This is a genomic window from Halomonas sp. BC2, assembly GCF_002078115.1.
In the GTDB taxonomy this organism is placed as follows: domain Bacteria; phylum Pseudomonadota; class Gammaproteobacteria; order Pseudomonadales; family Halomonadaceae; genus Vreelandella; species Vreelandella stevensii.
On record NZ_LFGT01000005.1, the window covers coordinates 38,974 to 54,400 of the forward strand.

A 15,427-nucleotide genomic window follows, 5' to 3' on the forward strand; every position below is an offset into this window, starting at 1 on the left:
CCCCCTTGGATCATTGTCAGGGTTTTTATATCTGGCCTCCATTTCTTCAGTTCTTGGAAGCGCATTGGGGGTCCAGTTCTCTTTATTCTTTGCAAAAACCAGAATAAAGTCATGGTCCTCAGAAAACCATTTGGCAGAATTTTTAGGTGCATATACTTTCTGCCAGATAATCGTAGCAACGAAATTTGATTCCCCAAAAACTTCATTGCCCAGCTTGCGCAGGTTATCGACCTCATTATCATCAATTGAGATAAAAACGACACCGTCGTCGGCCAACAGGTTTTTGGCCAGTCGCAACCTCGGGTAAAGCATGGAAAGCCAGTCTGAGTGGAAGCGGCCATTCGCTTCTGTATTAGCTAATAAGCGACTGCCCTCTGAACTCCGCTGCCCAGAAGCATCAAAGTATTCTTCAGTTGTTTTTGAGTAATCATCGTCATAGATGAAATCTCTGCCGGTATTATAGGGTGGGTCAATGTAAATCAGTTTTACCTGGCCGAGGAAAGACTCTTGGAGCGCCTTCAGTGCTTCAAGGTTATCGCCTTCAATCAGTAGGTTATCTGCGTTATCAAAGTCAATGCTCTCATCCCATACAGGACGCAGGGTCTTCAAACAAGGCTTATTGGCTGAAACCAATGCCTCCCGCTTCCCTGGCCAATCCAACCGATACCGCTCCTGTGGTCCCTCGACAATCGAGTCACTCAGTTCCTGCCGTAATTGATCGAAATCCACCGCCAGGCGTATTTTCCCCGTCGTCTCATCCCTAGCTTCGGTCACACAGCCCGGGAACAACTCCCGGATCTTGGCGATATTCTCCTGACTCAGATCGGGGCTGTGCATTTTCAGTTTTTCCATCATCTTTCTCTCAATGACTCTGTGTGGCAGCCTGCTGTTGTGTCAGCCGCTGCAGCTCCTGTTTGGCATCGCGCAGCTCGGCATTGATGGCTACGCGCTTGTTGAATTGTTTCTCGCGGCCCAGCCGCGTTTTGATCCGTTCGACTTGTTTCTGCTGGCTGGCGATGGCCTCGGCAAGCTCAATACGCTGTTCCAGTGTCAACCGCCCGGTTTGCAGTCCTTGCGCGCCCACCATATAGGGCGCTGCTGTGACATCGCTAAGGTGTGGTGTTTTTTCATCCCTCAGCCCTCCGCCTTCATCCTTCCCAAAAATCAGGGGGCTGAGTAATTGCTCATAAAGCCCGGCCATATCCAGTGCCACCGGAAGCTGCTGGCGTGGCGAGGTCTCTGGCTGCCAGTCCGTTTCGAAGTAGCTTCCCATGACCCAGCGGCTACTGTCCGCGGCACTTTTTGGGTTCTGCGCGGGTCGCTTATAAGCTGCAACCAGTTTTATACGTCCACCCTGTACCAGCTCAAAGATCAGCGAAAATGGAATGGCACGGTCGATGGCCTTGAGTACGTCCTGGTCCAGACTAGCCCCCTTGAGGTTGAGGCGAAACACCTGGATTTCTGCCACTGCAGGCGTGGCTGGCAGATTGACCGTTTCCGGGGCCAGTTTGTAGGCCCAGTTGATCTGCTCTACCTGCAGGACAAAGCGTTCCTTGAGGGCGGCACTGACGGCAGCATGCTCGTATATCTTGCTCTTGGGCACCACCCGGCCAAAGGCCGCCTGTTTCGGCCAGGCGAATAATAAGGCTGAGGGCTGAGGGATGAAGGATGATGTCATCCAGTCCTCCGCTGTTTGGTTTTTTTGGCGCAGGTGACAAGTATGGCCGTGAGCTCGTTGGCTTCGGCCATAAGATCGCTGAGTCTCTCTTTGGAAACGATACTGCTTTCCACCAGCAGTTCCAGCCAATAGGTGGTTTCTTCGAGTTCCTGCAAACCGCCTTCTATCTTGCTGATAAACTCGGCATCCGAGCGCGCACGACAGGCTTCTCGGTAATGTGCACCGACAGACGTACCCGAACGCAACACCTGCTTCCCCATCACCTGCGCTTCAGTTGTCTTGGGCAAGGCTCCATACAATCGCACTACCCGCAACGCAAATGCCTTGGTCCGCTCCCGCAAGTCGCTCACCGGTTTTTCATCCCTCATCCTTCAGCCCTCTCCTTCATCCTTCATCCTTCATCCTTCATAATTACCAAAAACGCAATCAGCTCAAAATCACCCAGTCCCTGTATCGTGGTGGTCAGTGCAGTGGTCCGGCCGCCGCCAAACAGGCTGTCGATGTCCTTTTCTTCCTTCACCTCAATCATGCTGCGAATGGCCTGGCTGAGCAGGTCGGAGTAGGGCTGCATATTGCGCCCGTCCTGGGTCCGCTCATTGAACAGCTGGCACAGGGCGCGGATGGGTTCATCCTCGCCCTTGCAACTACTGCGGATCAGGTCGAGCAAGCGCTTGACCTCGGTATGGTCGGCAATGACTTCACCATCAGTGCCGATATACACCAGGTAGTAGGGGTGCAGGCGGTTCTGCTGGTTGACGTTGACGCTGTCGTGGATGTTTTTCAGGGCGAAAATAACGCCAGGCAGTAGGCCGACGTCTGGTTGCGCTGGAACGATGGCGTGCATGCCGAAGGGCACGTTATCCAGCTCGCCGTTGGCTTTCACATAGTTCAGCAGGTCCATACGGAAGTCGTTCAGACCCAGGTCGGTAATCGAGATGCCGGCCTTGACGTCTTCCAGCTCAATGACTTCATCCTGCAGACGTTTGAGCTGCTCCTTGCGGTAGGCAATGTCACTGGACTTGGCGGTGAGCACGTTGTCATCACCGGTGGCAGTGACATCGGCGATTACCATGCGGTTTTCTACCCGCTCCTTGAGGTTGATGTATTCATCCAGGCTGATGTCCGGCCAGTAGTTGACCAGCTGGATCTGCTGGTTGGGCGATCCGATACGGTCGATACGTCCGAAACGCTGGATGATGCGCACGGGGTTCCAGTGAATGTCGTAGTTGATCAGGTAGTCGCAGTCCTGCAGGTTCTGGCCCTCGGAGATACAGTCGGTGCCAATCAGGATATCCAGCTCGCTGGGCTCATCCGGTAACGCTATCGCCTTTTCCTTGGAGCGGGGCGAGAACAGGGTCAGCAGACTCTGAAAGTCATAGCCTTTGCGCAACGTCGACTTGGGTGCGTCAGAGCCAGTCACCTTGCCGACATGCAACCCACGCTTCAACGCCATCGGGGCAAGGTTGTCATACAAGTAATTGGCCGTATCGGCAAAAGCAGTGAAGATCAGCACCTTGCGGTTACCGGGGTTCAGCGGCTGGTCGATCTTGTCGTTGATCAGTTTGAGCAGGTGTTGCAGCTTGCTGTCATCCGCTGGAGCTACCTGGCGCATGGACTCCAACAGGTTGTCGATCAAGGCCAGGTCTGCTGCCAGGTCGTGACGCCAGGAAGGCAGGTCCATATCCGCCAGGCTGATCTGGACTTTTTTGCCTACGGTAAATTCGTCCAGACCCGAGAACTCTTCATCATCGCTATCAAAGGTCCCGAGATCATCCAGATAATCACCTACCTGATCGGCTTTGCCGCTGGGCTCGAAGGCGTCGATTGCTTCCAGCGTGCGAGTAATGTTGCCGCTGAGCGACGCCAGTGTCAGGCGGAAAGCGGCCACGGAGCTTTCCAGACGTTTGAGCAGGTTGGTGGTCATCAGGGCCTGCAGGCTGCGCTCACGGTCGGCCTGGCGCAGCTTGCCTTTGCCACCTTCTACCTGGGTATCGTACAGCTCTTCGTACTTGCGCAACCGGCTGGGCAGGATGTAACTGATGGGGGCGTAGACCGAGAGCTTAAGCACCGATAACTGGCTGAATATCTCGTTGAGATCGGCCACATCCTGACGTTCAGTAATCGGGCAATGGAACGACAGCGGCTTGCGGCGCTCGGGGAAGTGACCAATGTCGGTGGTGTCGTAAAAGGTCTGGATATGCTTACGCGAGCGGGCAATGGTGACAGAGTCCAGCAGCTCGAAGAAGTCGAAGTCCAGGGCTTTGAGGATGGACGCCGCTGTGCGCTGTTCCGGGGGCAAGTCTGACCAGGTATTGAAGGCCTTCTGTGCCCGGCGGAAAATCTCTTCTACGCTGGTGTTGGTTTTCAGGTGCTTGCCCAGGGCATCGGACTCCCCCTCGTAGGCCAGCGCCAACTGATTGCGCAGATCGACAAAGCGGTTATTGACCGGCGTGGCAGACAGCATCAGCACCTTGGTTTTGACCCCGGCGCGGATAACCTTGTTCATCAGCTTCTGGTAACGGGTTTCGCGGTCCTTGTAGACGTCGTTGTTGCGAAAGTTGTGGGACTCGTCGATTACCACCAGGTCATAGTTGCCCCAATTGACCCGGTTCAAGGGCATGCCAAAGGACTCGCCCGAGGTGCGGGACAGATCCGTGTGGCAGAGCACGTCATAGTTGAAGCGGTCTTTGGCGAAAATATTGGTGGTCAGGTTGCTGTTGTAGTTGCGCCAGTTATCCGCCAGCTTCTTCGGGCATAGCACCAGGACTGACTTGTTACGCAGCTCGTAATACTTGACCACGGCCAGGGCAGTGAAGGTTTTGCCGAGGCCTACGCTATCGGCCAGGATGCAGCCGTTATAAGTTTCCAGCTTGTTGATGATGCCGGTGGCGGCGTCCTTCTGGTAGTTGAACAGCTTGTTCCACACCAGCGTATCGCGATAGCCAGTGAGGTCATTTGGCAGCACGTCTTCGTCAACATCTTCCAAAAAGTCCCGGAAGATGTTGTAGAGCATGATGAAGTAGATGCGCTCGGGGGAGTTCTCCTGATAGACCGACTCGATATGGTCGCAAATTGCAGCGGTAACGTCCTCCACCTTCTCCGGATCGTCCCAGATCTGGTCGAACAGTTGCAGGTACATCTGCGCATGGGCTGGCTCGTCCATGCGATTGACGAAGTTCGAGACCGCATTGCCTTGCTGGTAACCAAGATCTACAGCAGTGAAGCCATTGACCGGCATATAGGCAGTCGCCTGGTCACGGTTGGCAACATGCACAAAGGGCTGCATGGGGGCCTTGGTCTTGTTAGACCGGAACCTGGCCTTTTGGCGTATCCATTGCGCGCATTCGCGTGCGACCGCCCGCTGAGTTAGCTTGTTGCGAAGCTGAATCTCAAATTCGGTGCCATATAGCCCACTTTCGCGCTGGGACTTCGGGATGAAGAACTCCCGGCGCTCTTTTTTCAAGCGGTCCGTGACTTCGTTGGGTACGAAGGTAGGGGCGGTGAAGATGAACTGCAGGCTCTCCACCCCAGTCAGCTCTTTTTTCAGCGCTTCGAAGGCATAGATGGAGAAGCAGGAGGCGGCGATCTTCAGCCTGGCACCTGGGGTGACGGTCGCTTTGAGGTCGTCGCCCAAGAGACGGTTGATGTTGTCGATCATTTCCACTGTCTTCACCGTATGGGTCGATTTCGAGACATCGGCGACTATTCGTCACGCCCACTAACGCACTAAATATTCATTTCCGTTAGACAGTAATAAAAATGAGAGAAGATATAAATAGAAGGGAGCCAAAACATGGCAAAAGGAGCCAGAAATCAATAAATCACTATCGAGGAAAAGCAAAACCTTTAGAAATGGTGGGCCCAGTAGGACTTGAACCTACGACCAAGGGATTATGAGTTTGCCGCCAAAGCTCTATGCCTAGAAAAATCAAGCGTAGGCGAACGTAATCCAAACAAGCACAAAGCACTTGTGCGTCAGTAGTTTAGCGCAGTTTGGAGAAATAGGACAGATCTAATGAATGTACCCCTACTGTACCGTCCGGTTGTCCCTCTCACGATAGCTTGCCAGCCGCTTATGGACAGTCTACCATCGATGTAGCAACATACCTACACAGGTGATTCATGTAGGAGGTGTTGCTATGACCATCACGACCCTATCCAGTCGAGAGCTTAACCAAGACGTTACCCGCGCAAAGAAGGCAACCAAGAGCGGTCCCGTATTCATCACGGATCGCGGCAAGCCTGCTCATGTGCTGTTGAGCATTGAGGAATACCAGCGGCTTACAAGGCAACGTCGCAACATTGCTGACTCTCTGGGCATGCCAGACGTTGCGGACATCGAGTTTGAACCGCCGCGTGTGACCATCGGCACCCAGCCGGCTGATTTATCATGATGTTCGTTCTCGACACCAACGTAGTGTCCGAACTGCGAAAGGTTCGAGCAGGCAAAGCTGATCCAAACGTTTCGGCATGGACTGAAAGCGTTGATGCCGCCGAGCTTTTTGTGTCCGCCATCACCATCATGGAGCTGGAGCTGGGCGTGTTGTCGATTGAGCGCAAGGACGCCACGCAAGGGGCCGTGCTGCGCTCGTGGCTAGAGCAACACGTACTGCCGGAGTTCTCAGGGCGAACATTGCCAGTTGATACAGCCGTGGCACAACGCTGCGCCCGGCTGCACGTCCCCGACAAGCGGGGCGAGCGTGACGCGCTCATCGCGGCAACGGCCCTTGTACATGGTATGACGGTAGTCACTCGCAATGTGGCCGATTTCGAGCCTACAGGAGTAACCATCCTCAATCCGTGGGAGGCGCTGCAATGAAAGAGCGAATACATGACGATGCTATTGTCCAGCCGGACGAGCGCATCAAGCTTGGTTCATTGTTGCAGTCAATTGCCCGCGAAGCGGGAGGGCTGACCGACGCTGAAGCGGAGTATTTTGACCAGCTCCGCGACGAGACGCCGGCCGAACCGATGAGATTCGAATGTCAGTGGGAGGCCTAGACGTGTCGAGCAAGTTCCTTCCATCGGTTGATCACCCAACCAAAGTATCAACGGCGATGTGCGCCACTATCTTCGAAGAGCTGGATTCCGCTTTGGCGCTCATGCACTCAGTTCGCGGTGAGCTCAACCCATTGCAGCGCCAATTGATTGGCCGCTTCATCGCAGCATGTAAGGTTTTCGGGCGCGACATGCTGGCGGCTGACGGGAACCACGATGCACTGCATGAGATGTTTGGCTTCCCGGCTGCCTGCCAGTCCGGCAACCTAGCCGATACTCAAGCGACAGGCTACGCATTAATCGACGACGTTTGTGCCGGAGTTTGCGCGGACTTGGAACGGGTAGGCACGGATGTTCAAGGCGAGCTGCTCGAAGGGGTGGTCGACGTGATGTCGAATATCCGAGTCTCACAAGGGGCGGAATCGCCGGAAAGTGAGGCACTCGATGCGATGGCCACGTCCGTGCGCCACTTGGCGCACCAGGTTGCCGCACTCTTCGAAGCACAGCCGTATGCACTACGTCGTCACCAGTTCGCCTACCAAGCTAGTCTTGAGACAACGGATGGCGATCCCGACGCCATCAGTGTGAGCGTCGAAAAATTCATGCAGAGCGTAAAGCCGCCAGTGAAAGGCCCCACCCTATACGAACGTTTGAGGCCCTACGTCCCACAGCTCCTACAGCTCCGCGAACAGGGGTACACCTATGCACAGTGCGCGCAGTTTTTGCGCGAGAACGGCATCAGTACTTACCCTGGCGCGGTCAGCAATGTTCTTTTCGAAGCTCGGAGTAAGGCGCAGCGATGAGATATGCTCGGGAGAGCTACGTAGAATGTGCTGCTGTCGGCGAAATGAGCTAGAGGCTCGTGGTGAATGCGGATATGGGTGGCGATGTTGTGAAGAAGCAAGTCGCGCTGCCTGGTCAGGGCAAGCGTGGTGGGGTTAGAAACATCGTCGCTACGAAAATGGTAGGGCGCTGGTTCTTCCTCTAAGGCTTCAGCAAGAACGAGCGATCCAACATCGACAAGGAGGAACTGAAGGTACTCCAGGAAGTGGCAAAGGATCTGCTTGGCTTTGATGACCGGCAGCTGGCCATTGCGCTGGCTGCCGGTGAATAGGTATGGAGAAATTAGCAGAAGATCTCCTCCAAGTCTTTCCCCACCACGAACCCACCCCGCTCATTCGAGCGGAGTGGGTTCGCAATACAGAGGTTAATAGGCAACAGTCTTTGTTAGCAAAATCACTCGCTATCGCTATTCATCCCACTATCGCTTGGGCGTAATACCTTGGGGTTGGAGTTCCCCCATACCGTATAAAGATCGGCTAATAGTGCGTCGTTGAGCTCCTCAAGCTCTTCAATGGTAATACGCTCCTCACCTTGAAGTCCGTAGAGCACCACCTCATCACCAGGAGACACGCCTTCTAAATCGGTAACGTCCACCATGGTCGTGTTCATTGACACTTTACCTAATACCGGCACCCGCTCACCGTTAATCAGCACAAAGGCAGCATCGGTAAACACACGCCGGTAACCATCAGAGTAGCCAACGGGTAAATTGGCCAGCAGGCTATCACGCTCTAACACCCTTACATGGTCATACCCCACGCCGCTGCCCTGAGCATAATCATTCACCGATGCAACACGCGTTCGGAAAGACATCACTGGCTTAAATTGCTCATAATGCGGCAAATCACCGTACAACAGGCCACCCGGCCTTACCATATCCAGCCGCGCCTCGGGCACTTCCATGGTGGCAAACGAGTTAGCCGCATGAAGAATTAATCCATCACGATCCAGATTAGCGGCCTCGATTAGCCAAGCACTCTGCTCATGGAAAAGCTCCAGCCCTTGGCGAACAAACTCCTCCTCTTCAAAGGCAAAGTGGGTCATGATGCCTACCAGCTCCAACGACGCTAACTCTTGAAGCTCTAAGGCTTCCTGGCGCCCTGATTCGCTCTCAAGTGCCATGCCATTACGCCCCATGCCCCCAGCATTTAGGCCTAAATGGTAGCGCAGCGTAACACCCGCTTCAGCCGCGTCCTCTGAAGCCTGCCGTGCAGCAGTTATGTCACCGAATAGCTCTTCCATCTCGTAATCAAATGCACCACGAATCTCTGCAGGTGTGGCATTGCGTACCCGCATTAATCGTCCCTCGAAGCCGCTTGCCCTAACCACGCGAGCTTCCTCATTGCTCGCCACACCAATGCAGGGAATACCTAACGCAATGACAGAAGGCATCAAGTTAGCAATGCCATGGCCATAAGCATCCGCTTTCATGATGGCGCAGAGCTCCGCTTCTTCCCCCAGTAACTCCTGAACACCACGAACGTTACCTTCGAAAGCAGATTGAGAGATCTCTACCCAGGCATTGGCGCTAATGTGCTCCGGGCTATCAACAAGCAGAGCCTGATCGCTAAGCAGCGGGGCCGCATAGCTTGTGCCAGTAACAGCAGCAGCGATGGCAGCAGCTATCAGGGTTAGTGGATATTTCATTATCAAATCCTTGATTAGTTTTCATTATTAGGAACCCGCTCAGCCTCCTCCCCAACGGATTCTTTACTCTATTGACCTTATAGTAGCTTTAAGCGTATATCGCCGCAGCATCTGCATTGACTTGTGGCCACTGATCGCGGCGACCTCTTGGTCAGACAGCCCCGCCTCCACCAGCCGGCTGACGGCCTCGTGGCGCAGATCATGAAAGCGGAAGTCATCGAGCCCTGCCTTCTTCTTCGCCTGGTTCCAGAGCTTGGTGTAGGCATAGGGGCCGCGCTTGCCGTCCCTGCCAGGCTCACCGAAGAACACCAAGCCACAGTCGAGCGGCCGCACCGGGTTGTTCAACGCCTGCTTGAACACCTCGGTAGCCGCTTGGGTCAGCGGTACCAAGCGGGCTTCGTTGTTCTTGGTGCCTGTGAGGCGCACCACGCGGCGTTTCACGTCGACCTGGGAGCGAGTGAGGGTCAGGATCTCCGACGAGCGCATGCCCGTCTCCAGGGCGATTCTGGCGATCCACGCCAGCATAGGGTTGCTGTGCTGTCGAAGCACGGCGAACAGGCGCTTTTCCTCGTCGACACTTAGGCGACGGTTGCGCCCCTCTCCTGGGCTGGGCTTGCGGATATTTTGAACCGGGTTGTAAGCCAGGCCCAGCCCCCACTCCTGGATAGCCACTGTGTAGAGATGGCCAAGCAGGGCCAGCTCCAGGCACACGGTATTGGGGCTGATAGGCTGCCCCCGTCGCCCCAGGGTATTGAGCCGCGTGTCGCGGTAGTTGGCGATCAACTCCGGCGTGAGGGCTGCGAGGGAGTATTTGCCAAGATGCTCGACCAGCGTGTTGGCCTTCTGGCGTTCACTTTTCTGAGTGCTGGGCTTCTTGGTGGGGGTGACATCAGCCAGGTAGCGCTTGAGGGCGGCCTCGAGCGTCATGCGCTCCGAGGCGCTGCGCTGGATATAGACACCGCGCACCATTTCGTCTTCGGTGCGGCGTGCCCAGTCCTGGGCATCGCGCTTCGTGCGGAAAGTCTTGGCAGTAGTTGGCCAGCCTGTCTTGCGGATGACGGCTTTCCAGCTACCAGAGGGGGTCTTGACGATGGTGGCCACGAAAATCTCCAGGGGGCTGAAGGATCGGCAGTGTACCGAAACTGTACCCTTGGACTAGGGGACTCACCAGAGACAATTGCTAAGTTACTGATTTTAATGGTGGGCCCAGTAGGACTTGAACCTACGACCAAGGGATTATGAGTCCCCTGCTCTAACCAACTGAGCTATAGGCCCGAAAAGCGTGCATATCATAGCGAATGTGTGGGGGCACGGCTACCCCTTGGGGCGCTATCTTGTGGTGGGGCGGCACTTTTTCGGGCAGGCTGCGATACCGGACGCGATGCGGTTGCCCGCGGGCCTTCGGGCACTAATCGGCGCGGCCGGGGTCTGCTGATGACTGCTTCTATGGAGACACGCTGTGAAAGCCTTGATTGCTCTTTTTCCGCTGCTGCTAGCGCTGCCCGTTCAGGCCGACTGGCAGTTGGACCCTGCCCAATCGCAGGTGCGGGCGTCCATTACCCAGTTGGACGGTAGCGCGCCGCAAACTCATCATCATCACGTGAGCAATTTGCAGGGCGATATCTCCCCCGATGGCACGCTGCGCCTGCCGCTCCGGCTGAGCCAGACCGACGTGTTGCAACGTTTGGGTGACCTGCCGCCGTGGGTGGGCCTGCTGACCAATACGCCGCTGGTGACGCTGGTGGCGCAGATGCCACCCGAGCGCCTGGACCGCCTGGACATGGGCGAGGAGCTGGTGGAAACCCTGACTTTTCGAGTCCAAACCGACCGGCTGACCCAGGAGGAAGCGGTGCCGCTGCGCTTTACCCGCGTCGGGCTGAACGAAGTGCGTGTCACCCATGCCGAACCGATGGCGCTGGATGGCAATGCCCTGATGGCCAACAGCACGCTGCGAACGGTGCTTTCCCTGCTGGGCTATCAGCAGATCGATGAGCATGTGCCGGTGACCCTGAACGCGCTGTTGGTGAACCGCTAAACGCCAGGCGACGCCCATGGGGCGGCGCTTGAGTACGTGGCACGTGAAGGCCTAACGGCCCAGCACTTCCACATCGCCCGCCTGGGCGGCTCCGGTTTGTACCCGCCACTGGGCGGCGTAGTGGCCATCGGCCTGTAGCAGGCTGGCATGGCTGCCGCGCTCCGCTACCTGGCCTTTCTCGATCACGACGATTTCATCGGCATGCACGATGGTCGACAGCCGGTGGGCAATCATGATCACCGTACGCCCGTGGGCAATGCGCTTCAGCGAGCGCTGGATCGCCGCTTCGGTTTCGTTGTCCACGGCGCTGGTGGCTTCGTCCAGCACCAGAATGGGCGGGTTCTTGAGCAGCGCCCGGGCCAGGGAAAGGCGCTGGCGTTGGCCGCCGGAAAGGCGCACGCCCCGCTCCCCCACCGGGGTGTCCAGCCCCTGGGGCAGCGTCTCGATAAAGCTCCAGGCTTCTGCGGTTTTGGCAGCTTCGATGATGGCGGCTTCGTCGGCATCGGGCATGCCGTAGGCGATGTTGTCGCGAATACTGCCCTCGAACAGGTACACGTCCTGGCTGACCAGGCCGATAGCCTGCCGCAGCGAATGCATGCTGACCTCGGTAATGGGCTGGCCATCGACCAGCACGCGGCCACTGGCTGGGTCGTAGAAGCGCAGCAGCAGCTTGATCAACGTCGACTTACCCGACCCCGTGGCCCCCACCAGGGCCAGCGTGGTGCCCGCCGGAACGTGCAGGTCTACCCCGTTCACGCCTACCTGGCTGGCCTCGTACTGGAAGCTCACCGCTTCGAAACGTACCTCGCCTTTCACCGGTGCGGCCAATGCCTGGGTGCTGTCGTCTTTCACCGTGATGGGGACTTCCAGCAAGTCCAGGATACGCTTGGTGCTGGCCATGGCGCGCTCGAACAGGTCGATGACCTGGGCCAGCCCGGTCAGTGGCCAGAGCAGGCGCTGGGTCAGGAACACCAGCACGCCGTAGGCGCCTACGTTGAGGCTGCCGTTGAGCGCCATCATGCCGCCCACGGTGAAGGTGGCCAAAAAGCCCGCCAGAATGGCCATGCGGATGACCGGAATAAACGCCGAACTGACCCTGATCGCCTGACGGTTGGCATCTACATAGGCTTCACTGGCGCTGCGCAGGCGTTCGGCCTCACGGGCTTCACTGGTGAAGCTCTTGATGGTGGCAATGCCGCTCAGGTTGTTGGAGAGCCGGCTGGAAAGGTCGCCCACTTTCTCACGCACCTCGCTGTAGAGCGGCCCCGCCTTGCGCTGGAAGAAGAACGCTCCCCAGATGATCAGCGGGATGGGCGTGAAGGCCAGCAGCGCAATCAGCGGGGAAAGCACGAAGAACACGGCCCCCACCGCCACCACGGTCACTCCCACCTGAATCAGCGCGTTGGCGCCGCCGTCCAGGAAGCGCTCCAGCTGGTTGACGTCATCGTTCATGGTGGCCACCAGTTGGCCTGAACTCTTCGATTCGAAAAACGCCATGTCGAGTCGCTGGGCGTGCTCATAGGCATCCTGGCGCAGGTCGGCCTGGAGCCGCTGGGCCAGGTTGCGCCACAGCACCTGGTACAGGTACTCGAATAGCGACTCCCCCGCCCAGATAAAGAAGGTCAGCACCGCGAGGATGGCGATCTGCTCGTGCGGGGTTTCGAACCCCAGGCGGGCCACGAAGCTGTTCTCCTGGTTGACCACCACATCGATGGCGACACCGATGAGAATTTCCGGGGCAATATCGAACAGCTTGTTGATGATGGAGCAGATCGTGGCAGCGGTAATCCGCCGACGATACCCCTTGGCGTAGCGCAGCAGCCTGACCAACGCCTGAAAACTTTGGTTGGCAGAACTGGCGGATGAACTGGGCGTTGAAGCGGCCACGAGGGTTCCTTTTAGCGTGTTGTCATGTATTTTTGGCTTGGAACCCCTGCGCGGGGCTCCGCTCATTCAGAACGTTCGGCGCGGCGCACGTTGGCGAGCAGCGGGCTGCCGGTATCCGGGTCCAGCAACAACGTGCATTCTACCTGATAGAGCGCGCGCACCAAGGCTGGCGTCACCACATCGGCTGGCGCACCTTGAGCGACGATCTGGCCATCGCGCATGGCAATCAGGTGGTCGGCGTAGCGGCAGGCGCTGGCCAGGTCGTGCAGCACCATCACCACGGTGCGGCCATGGCAGGCCAGCGTGCGCACCAGCTCGAAGACTTCGATCTGGTGGCCCAGGTCTAACGCAGAGGTGGGCTCGTCCAGCAGCAGCAGCGGCGTTTGCTGGGCAATGGTCATGGCGATCCAGGCGCGCTGGCGCTGCCCGCCCGAGAGGGCTTCCAGCGGCCGGTCGGCCAGCGCTTCCAGGCCTGCGGCGGTCAGCGCGTGCTGCACGACCTGCTGGTCTTCCGCCGACCACTGGCGTAGCCACCCCTGGTGGGGCTGGCGGCCAAAGCGAATCAGCTCGGTGACGGTGAGCCCTTCGGGGGCCACGGCTTCCTGAGGCAGCAGCGCCAGTTGGGTGGCGAGCTGGCGCGTGGGCAGGCGCTGAATGTCGTGGCCATCGAGCAGTACGGCGCCGCCGTCGGGCTTGTGCAGCCGGGCAAGCCCCGAGAGCAGCGTGGATTTACCACAGCCATTGGGGCCAACGATGGCCGTTACCTTGCCGCTGGGCAGCTCGACGCCCAACTCCTTGATCACCTGGCGTTGGCCATAACTCATGCTGAGCGCGTCGGTGGCCAGGGTGGGTAAACCGGGGGCAGTGCTCATGGGCGACTCCGCTGCGGGCGCATTAAAATCCATAATAACCAGGGGCCACCGACCACGGCCGTGACGATGCCCACCGGAATCTCGATGGGCGCAAACAGGGTTCGCCCGGCCAGGTCGGCCAGCACCATCACCAGCGCCCCGGCCAGGGTGGCGGCCATAATCGGCACATGGCGAGCGCTGGAGAGTGAGCGAGCGATTTCAGGCCCAATCAGCGCCACCATGCCCACCGGCCCCGCCACGGCAACGGCGAAGGCGGTCAACACCACCGAGAGCATCAGCACCTGAAAGCGGCGGGCGGTGACGCTGACCCCCAGGCCGCTGGCCGTGGCGTCCTTGAAGCGCAGCACGGTCAGGGAGCGGGCCAGCGCCATGGCCGCCACCAGGCCCAGCAGCAGCCCCACGCCCAACAGTTGAACGCTGCCGCTGGGCCGTGCATTGAGCGAGCCGACCGTCCACGGGTAAGCGGCGTTGGCGGTGTCGATGGCGACCCGCGCCAGCAGCAGTTGAGTAATGGCGCCAAACACGGCCCCTACCCCAATTCCGGCCACGATGAACCGATAGCCCTGAGTACCGCTACCCGCCGCCAGGCCGAACGTCAGCACGGCCGCCGTGGTGGCCCCGGCCAGCGCCATGGCAGGCGGGGCAATGCCCACCCCCAACCCACCACCGAGGCCACGGCAAAGGCAGTGGCGCCGTTGTCGATCCCGATAATGCCCGGCGTGGCCAGGCGGTTGCGGGCCAGGGTCTGCATCAGCACCCGGCCAGGGCGAAGGCAGCCCCGGTATAGCACGCCGCCAGCAGGCGCGGCAGGCGCAGCTCGCGCACCATGAAGGTGGCCATCATCTCCCCCTGCCCGGCCAGCGCCGCCAGCACTGCACGAGGAGCCAGCGCCACGTTGCCCAGGCCCAAATAAAGTAGGCTGGCGGCCATCAGCGCCAGCAGCAACCCCGCATTCACCGCCACGGCACGCTTCTCCAGCAACACATGGTAGCGCCCTGCCGTGCTCTGCAAACGCCAATAGCCCGCCGGGGTAGCAGCGGGCGTGGCCAAGGGGGCGGGGGTCGTCATCGGCCACATCGGCCTTGCACCCAACGTCGATTTTGCCGTCATTTTCATAGCGTCAGCGTCCAGGCAAGCAGCGGGCTTGCACAGCATGAAGATAGGGTCACAGCATGGGTAAACGGCGAGCGCGCACCACGGCAATCAGCACCGGTGCGCCACACAGCGCCGTGAGCACGCCCAGCGGCAGTTCGGAAGGCGCCACGATGACCCGGGAGATGATATCGGCGGTGAGTACGATCAACGGGCCTATCGGCAGGCAGAACCAGAGCGTGCGGCGAATGTCCGGCCCGGCAATGGCGCGGGCCACGAACGGCACCACCAGCCCGACGAAGGCAATCGGCCCGGCAATGGCCGTGGCCGCCCCCACCAGCAGCGCCACACAGCCAATCGCCAGCCAGCGAATCA

Annotated in this window: 14 protein-coding genes, 1 tRNA gene and 2 pseudogenes; 6 read left to right on the plus strand and 11 right to left on the minus strand. The window is 58.4% G+C overall.

Annotated features, from left to right (window positions below; all coding sequences use genetic code 11):
* The 4 genes from B7L71_RS03665 to B7L71_RS03680 all read right to left on the minus strand — a co-directional run.
* On the minus strand, window positions 1-855 hold an 855-nt coding region (locus B7L71_RS03665; RefSeq protein WP_249273169.1), incomplete at its 3' end, for a site-specific DNA-methyltransferase.
* Window positions 856-862: 7 nt separating this feature from the next.
* On the minus strand, window positions 863-1,678 hold the full coding sequence (locus B7L71_RS03670; protein ID WP_081136076.1) for a DUF4391 domain-containing protein: 816 nt from the start codon (window positions 1,676-1,678) through the stop codon (window positions 863-865).
* Window positions 1,675-2,046, minus strand: a complete 372-nt coding sequence (locus B7L71_RS03675) for a four helix bundle protein (protein WP_081136077.1) — start codon at window positions 2,044-2,046, stop codon at window positions 1,675-1,677. Before B7L71_RS03675 ends, B7L71_RS03670 begins: the two co-directional genes overlap by 4 nt.
* A gap of 23 nt (window positions 2,047-2,069) precedes the next feature.
* Window positions 2,070-5,351 (minus strand): helicase-related protein, encoded by a 3,282-nt coding sequence (locus B7L71_RS03680; RefSeq protein ID WP_249273170.1) that lies wholly within the window; start codon window positions 5,349-5,351, stop codon window positions 2,070-2,072.
* Between the two features lie 466 nt (window positions 5,352-5,817).
* Between B7L71_RS03680 and B7L71_RS03690 the strand changes: the two genes are divergently transcribed.
* The 5 genes and pseudogenes from B7L71_RS03690 (at window position 5,818) to B7L71_RS17955 (ending at window position 7,790) form a co-directional block, all read left to right on the plus strand.
* Complete coding sequence (locus B7L71_RS03690) at window positions 5,818-6,072, plus strand: type II toxin-antitoxin system Phd/YefM family antitoxin (protein ID WP_081136080.1); 255 nt, start codon at window positions 5,818-5,820, stop codon at window positions 6,070-6,072.
* Complete coding sequence (locus B7L71_RS03695) at window positions 6,069-6,497, plus strand: type II toxin-antitoxin system VapC family toxin (RefSeq protein ID WP_170919432.1); 429 nt, start codon at window positions 6,069-6,071, stop codon at window positions 6,495-6,497. The genes B7L71_RS03690 and B7L71_RS03695 overlap by 4 nt, the downstream gene beginning before the upstream one ends.
* Window positions 6,494-6,679: a hypothetical protein gene (locus tag B7L71_RS03700; protein ID WP_081136082.1), complete on the plus strand. Its 186-nt coding sequence runs from the start codon at window positions 6,494-6,496 to the stop codon at window positions 6,677-6,679. The genes B7L71_RS03695 and B7L71_RS03700 overlap by 4 nt, the downstream gene beginning before the upstream one ends.
* 2 nt (window positions 6,680-6,681) lie before the next feature.
* Window positions 6,682-7,479 carry a hypothetical protein gene (locus B7L71_RS03705; RefSeq protein ID WP_139788419.1) on the plus strand — a complete coding sequence of 266 codons (798 nt, stop codon included), beginning with the start codon at window positions 6,682-6,684 and terminating at the stop codon, window positions 7,477-7,479.
* A gap of 74 nt (window positions 7,480-7,553) precedes the next feature.
* A pseudogene (locus tag B7L71_RS17955) lies at window positions 7,554-7,790 on the plus strand (type II toxin-antitoxin system RelE/ParE family toxin).
* Window positions 7,791-7,912: 122 nt separating this feature from the next.
* Here the strand turns inward: B7L71_RS17955 and alr are convergent.
* From alr to B7L71_RS03725, 3 genes are all read right to left on the minus strand, one after another.
* Window positions 7,913-9,166 carry an alanine racemase gene (alr, locus tag B7L71_RS03715; protein ID WP_081136085.1) on the minus strand — a complete coding sequence of 418 codons (1,254 nt, stop codon included), beginning with the start codon at window positions 9,164-9,166 and terminating at the stop codon, window positions 7,913-7,915.
* Window positions 9,167-9,229: 63 nt separating this feature from the next.
* On the minus strand, window positions 9,230-10,267 hold the full coding sequence (locus B7L71_RS03720; RefSeq protein WP_081136086.1) for a site-specific integrase: 1,038 nt from the start codon (window positions 10,265-10,267) through the stop codon (window positions 9,230-9,232).
* A 97-nt stretch (window positions 10,268-10,364) separates the two neighbouring features.
* Window positions 10,365-10,441, minus strand: a tRNA-Ile gene (locus B7L71_RS03725).
* A 184-nt stretch (window positions 10,442-10,625) separates the two neighbouring features.
* Here B7L71_RS03725 and B7L71_RS03730 point away from each other — a divergent pair.
* A complete protein-coding gene (locus tag B7L71_RS03730; RefSeq protein WP_081136088.1) occupies window positions 10,626-11,201 on the plus strand; it encodes a hypothetical protein in 576 nt (191 codons plus the stop codon).
* A 51-nt stretch (window positions 11,202-11,252) separates the two neighbouring features.
* Here the strand turns inward: B7L71_RS03730 and B7L71_RS03735 are convergent, their stop codons facing one another.
* The 4 genes and pseudogenes from B7L71_RS03735 to B7L71_RS03750 all read right to left on the minus strand — a co-directional run.
* Window positions 11,253-13,088, minus strand: coding sequence for an ABC transporter ATP-binding protein (locus tag B7L71_RS03735; protein WP_016916345.1), 1,836 nt, complete (start codon window positions 13,086-13,088; stop codon window positions 11,253-11,255).
* A 62-nt stretch (window positions 13,089-13,150) separates the two neighbouring features.
* The gene (locus tag B7L71_RS03740; RefSeq protein ID WP_081136089.1) at window positions 13,151-13,960 is read right to left on the minus strand and encodes an ABC transporter ATP-binding protein; all 810 of its coding nucleotides are present in this window, start codon (window positions 13,958-13,960) and stop codon (window positions 13,151-13,153) included.
* A pseudogene (locus tag B7L71_RS03745) lies at window positions 13,957-15,037 on the minus strand (FecCD family ABC transporter permease). Before B7L71_RS03745 ends, B7L71_RS03740 begins: the two are co-directional and overlap by 4 nt.
* Before the next feature lie 88 nt (window positions 15,038-15,125).
* Window positions 15,126-15,427 (minus strand): iron chelate uptake ABC transporter family permease subunit (locus B7L71_RS03750; RefSeq protein WP_139790043.1); only part of this gene is annotated, 302 nt, incomplete at its 5' end.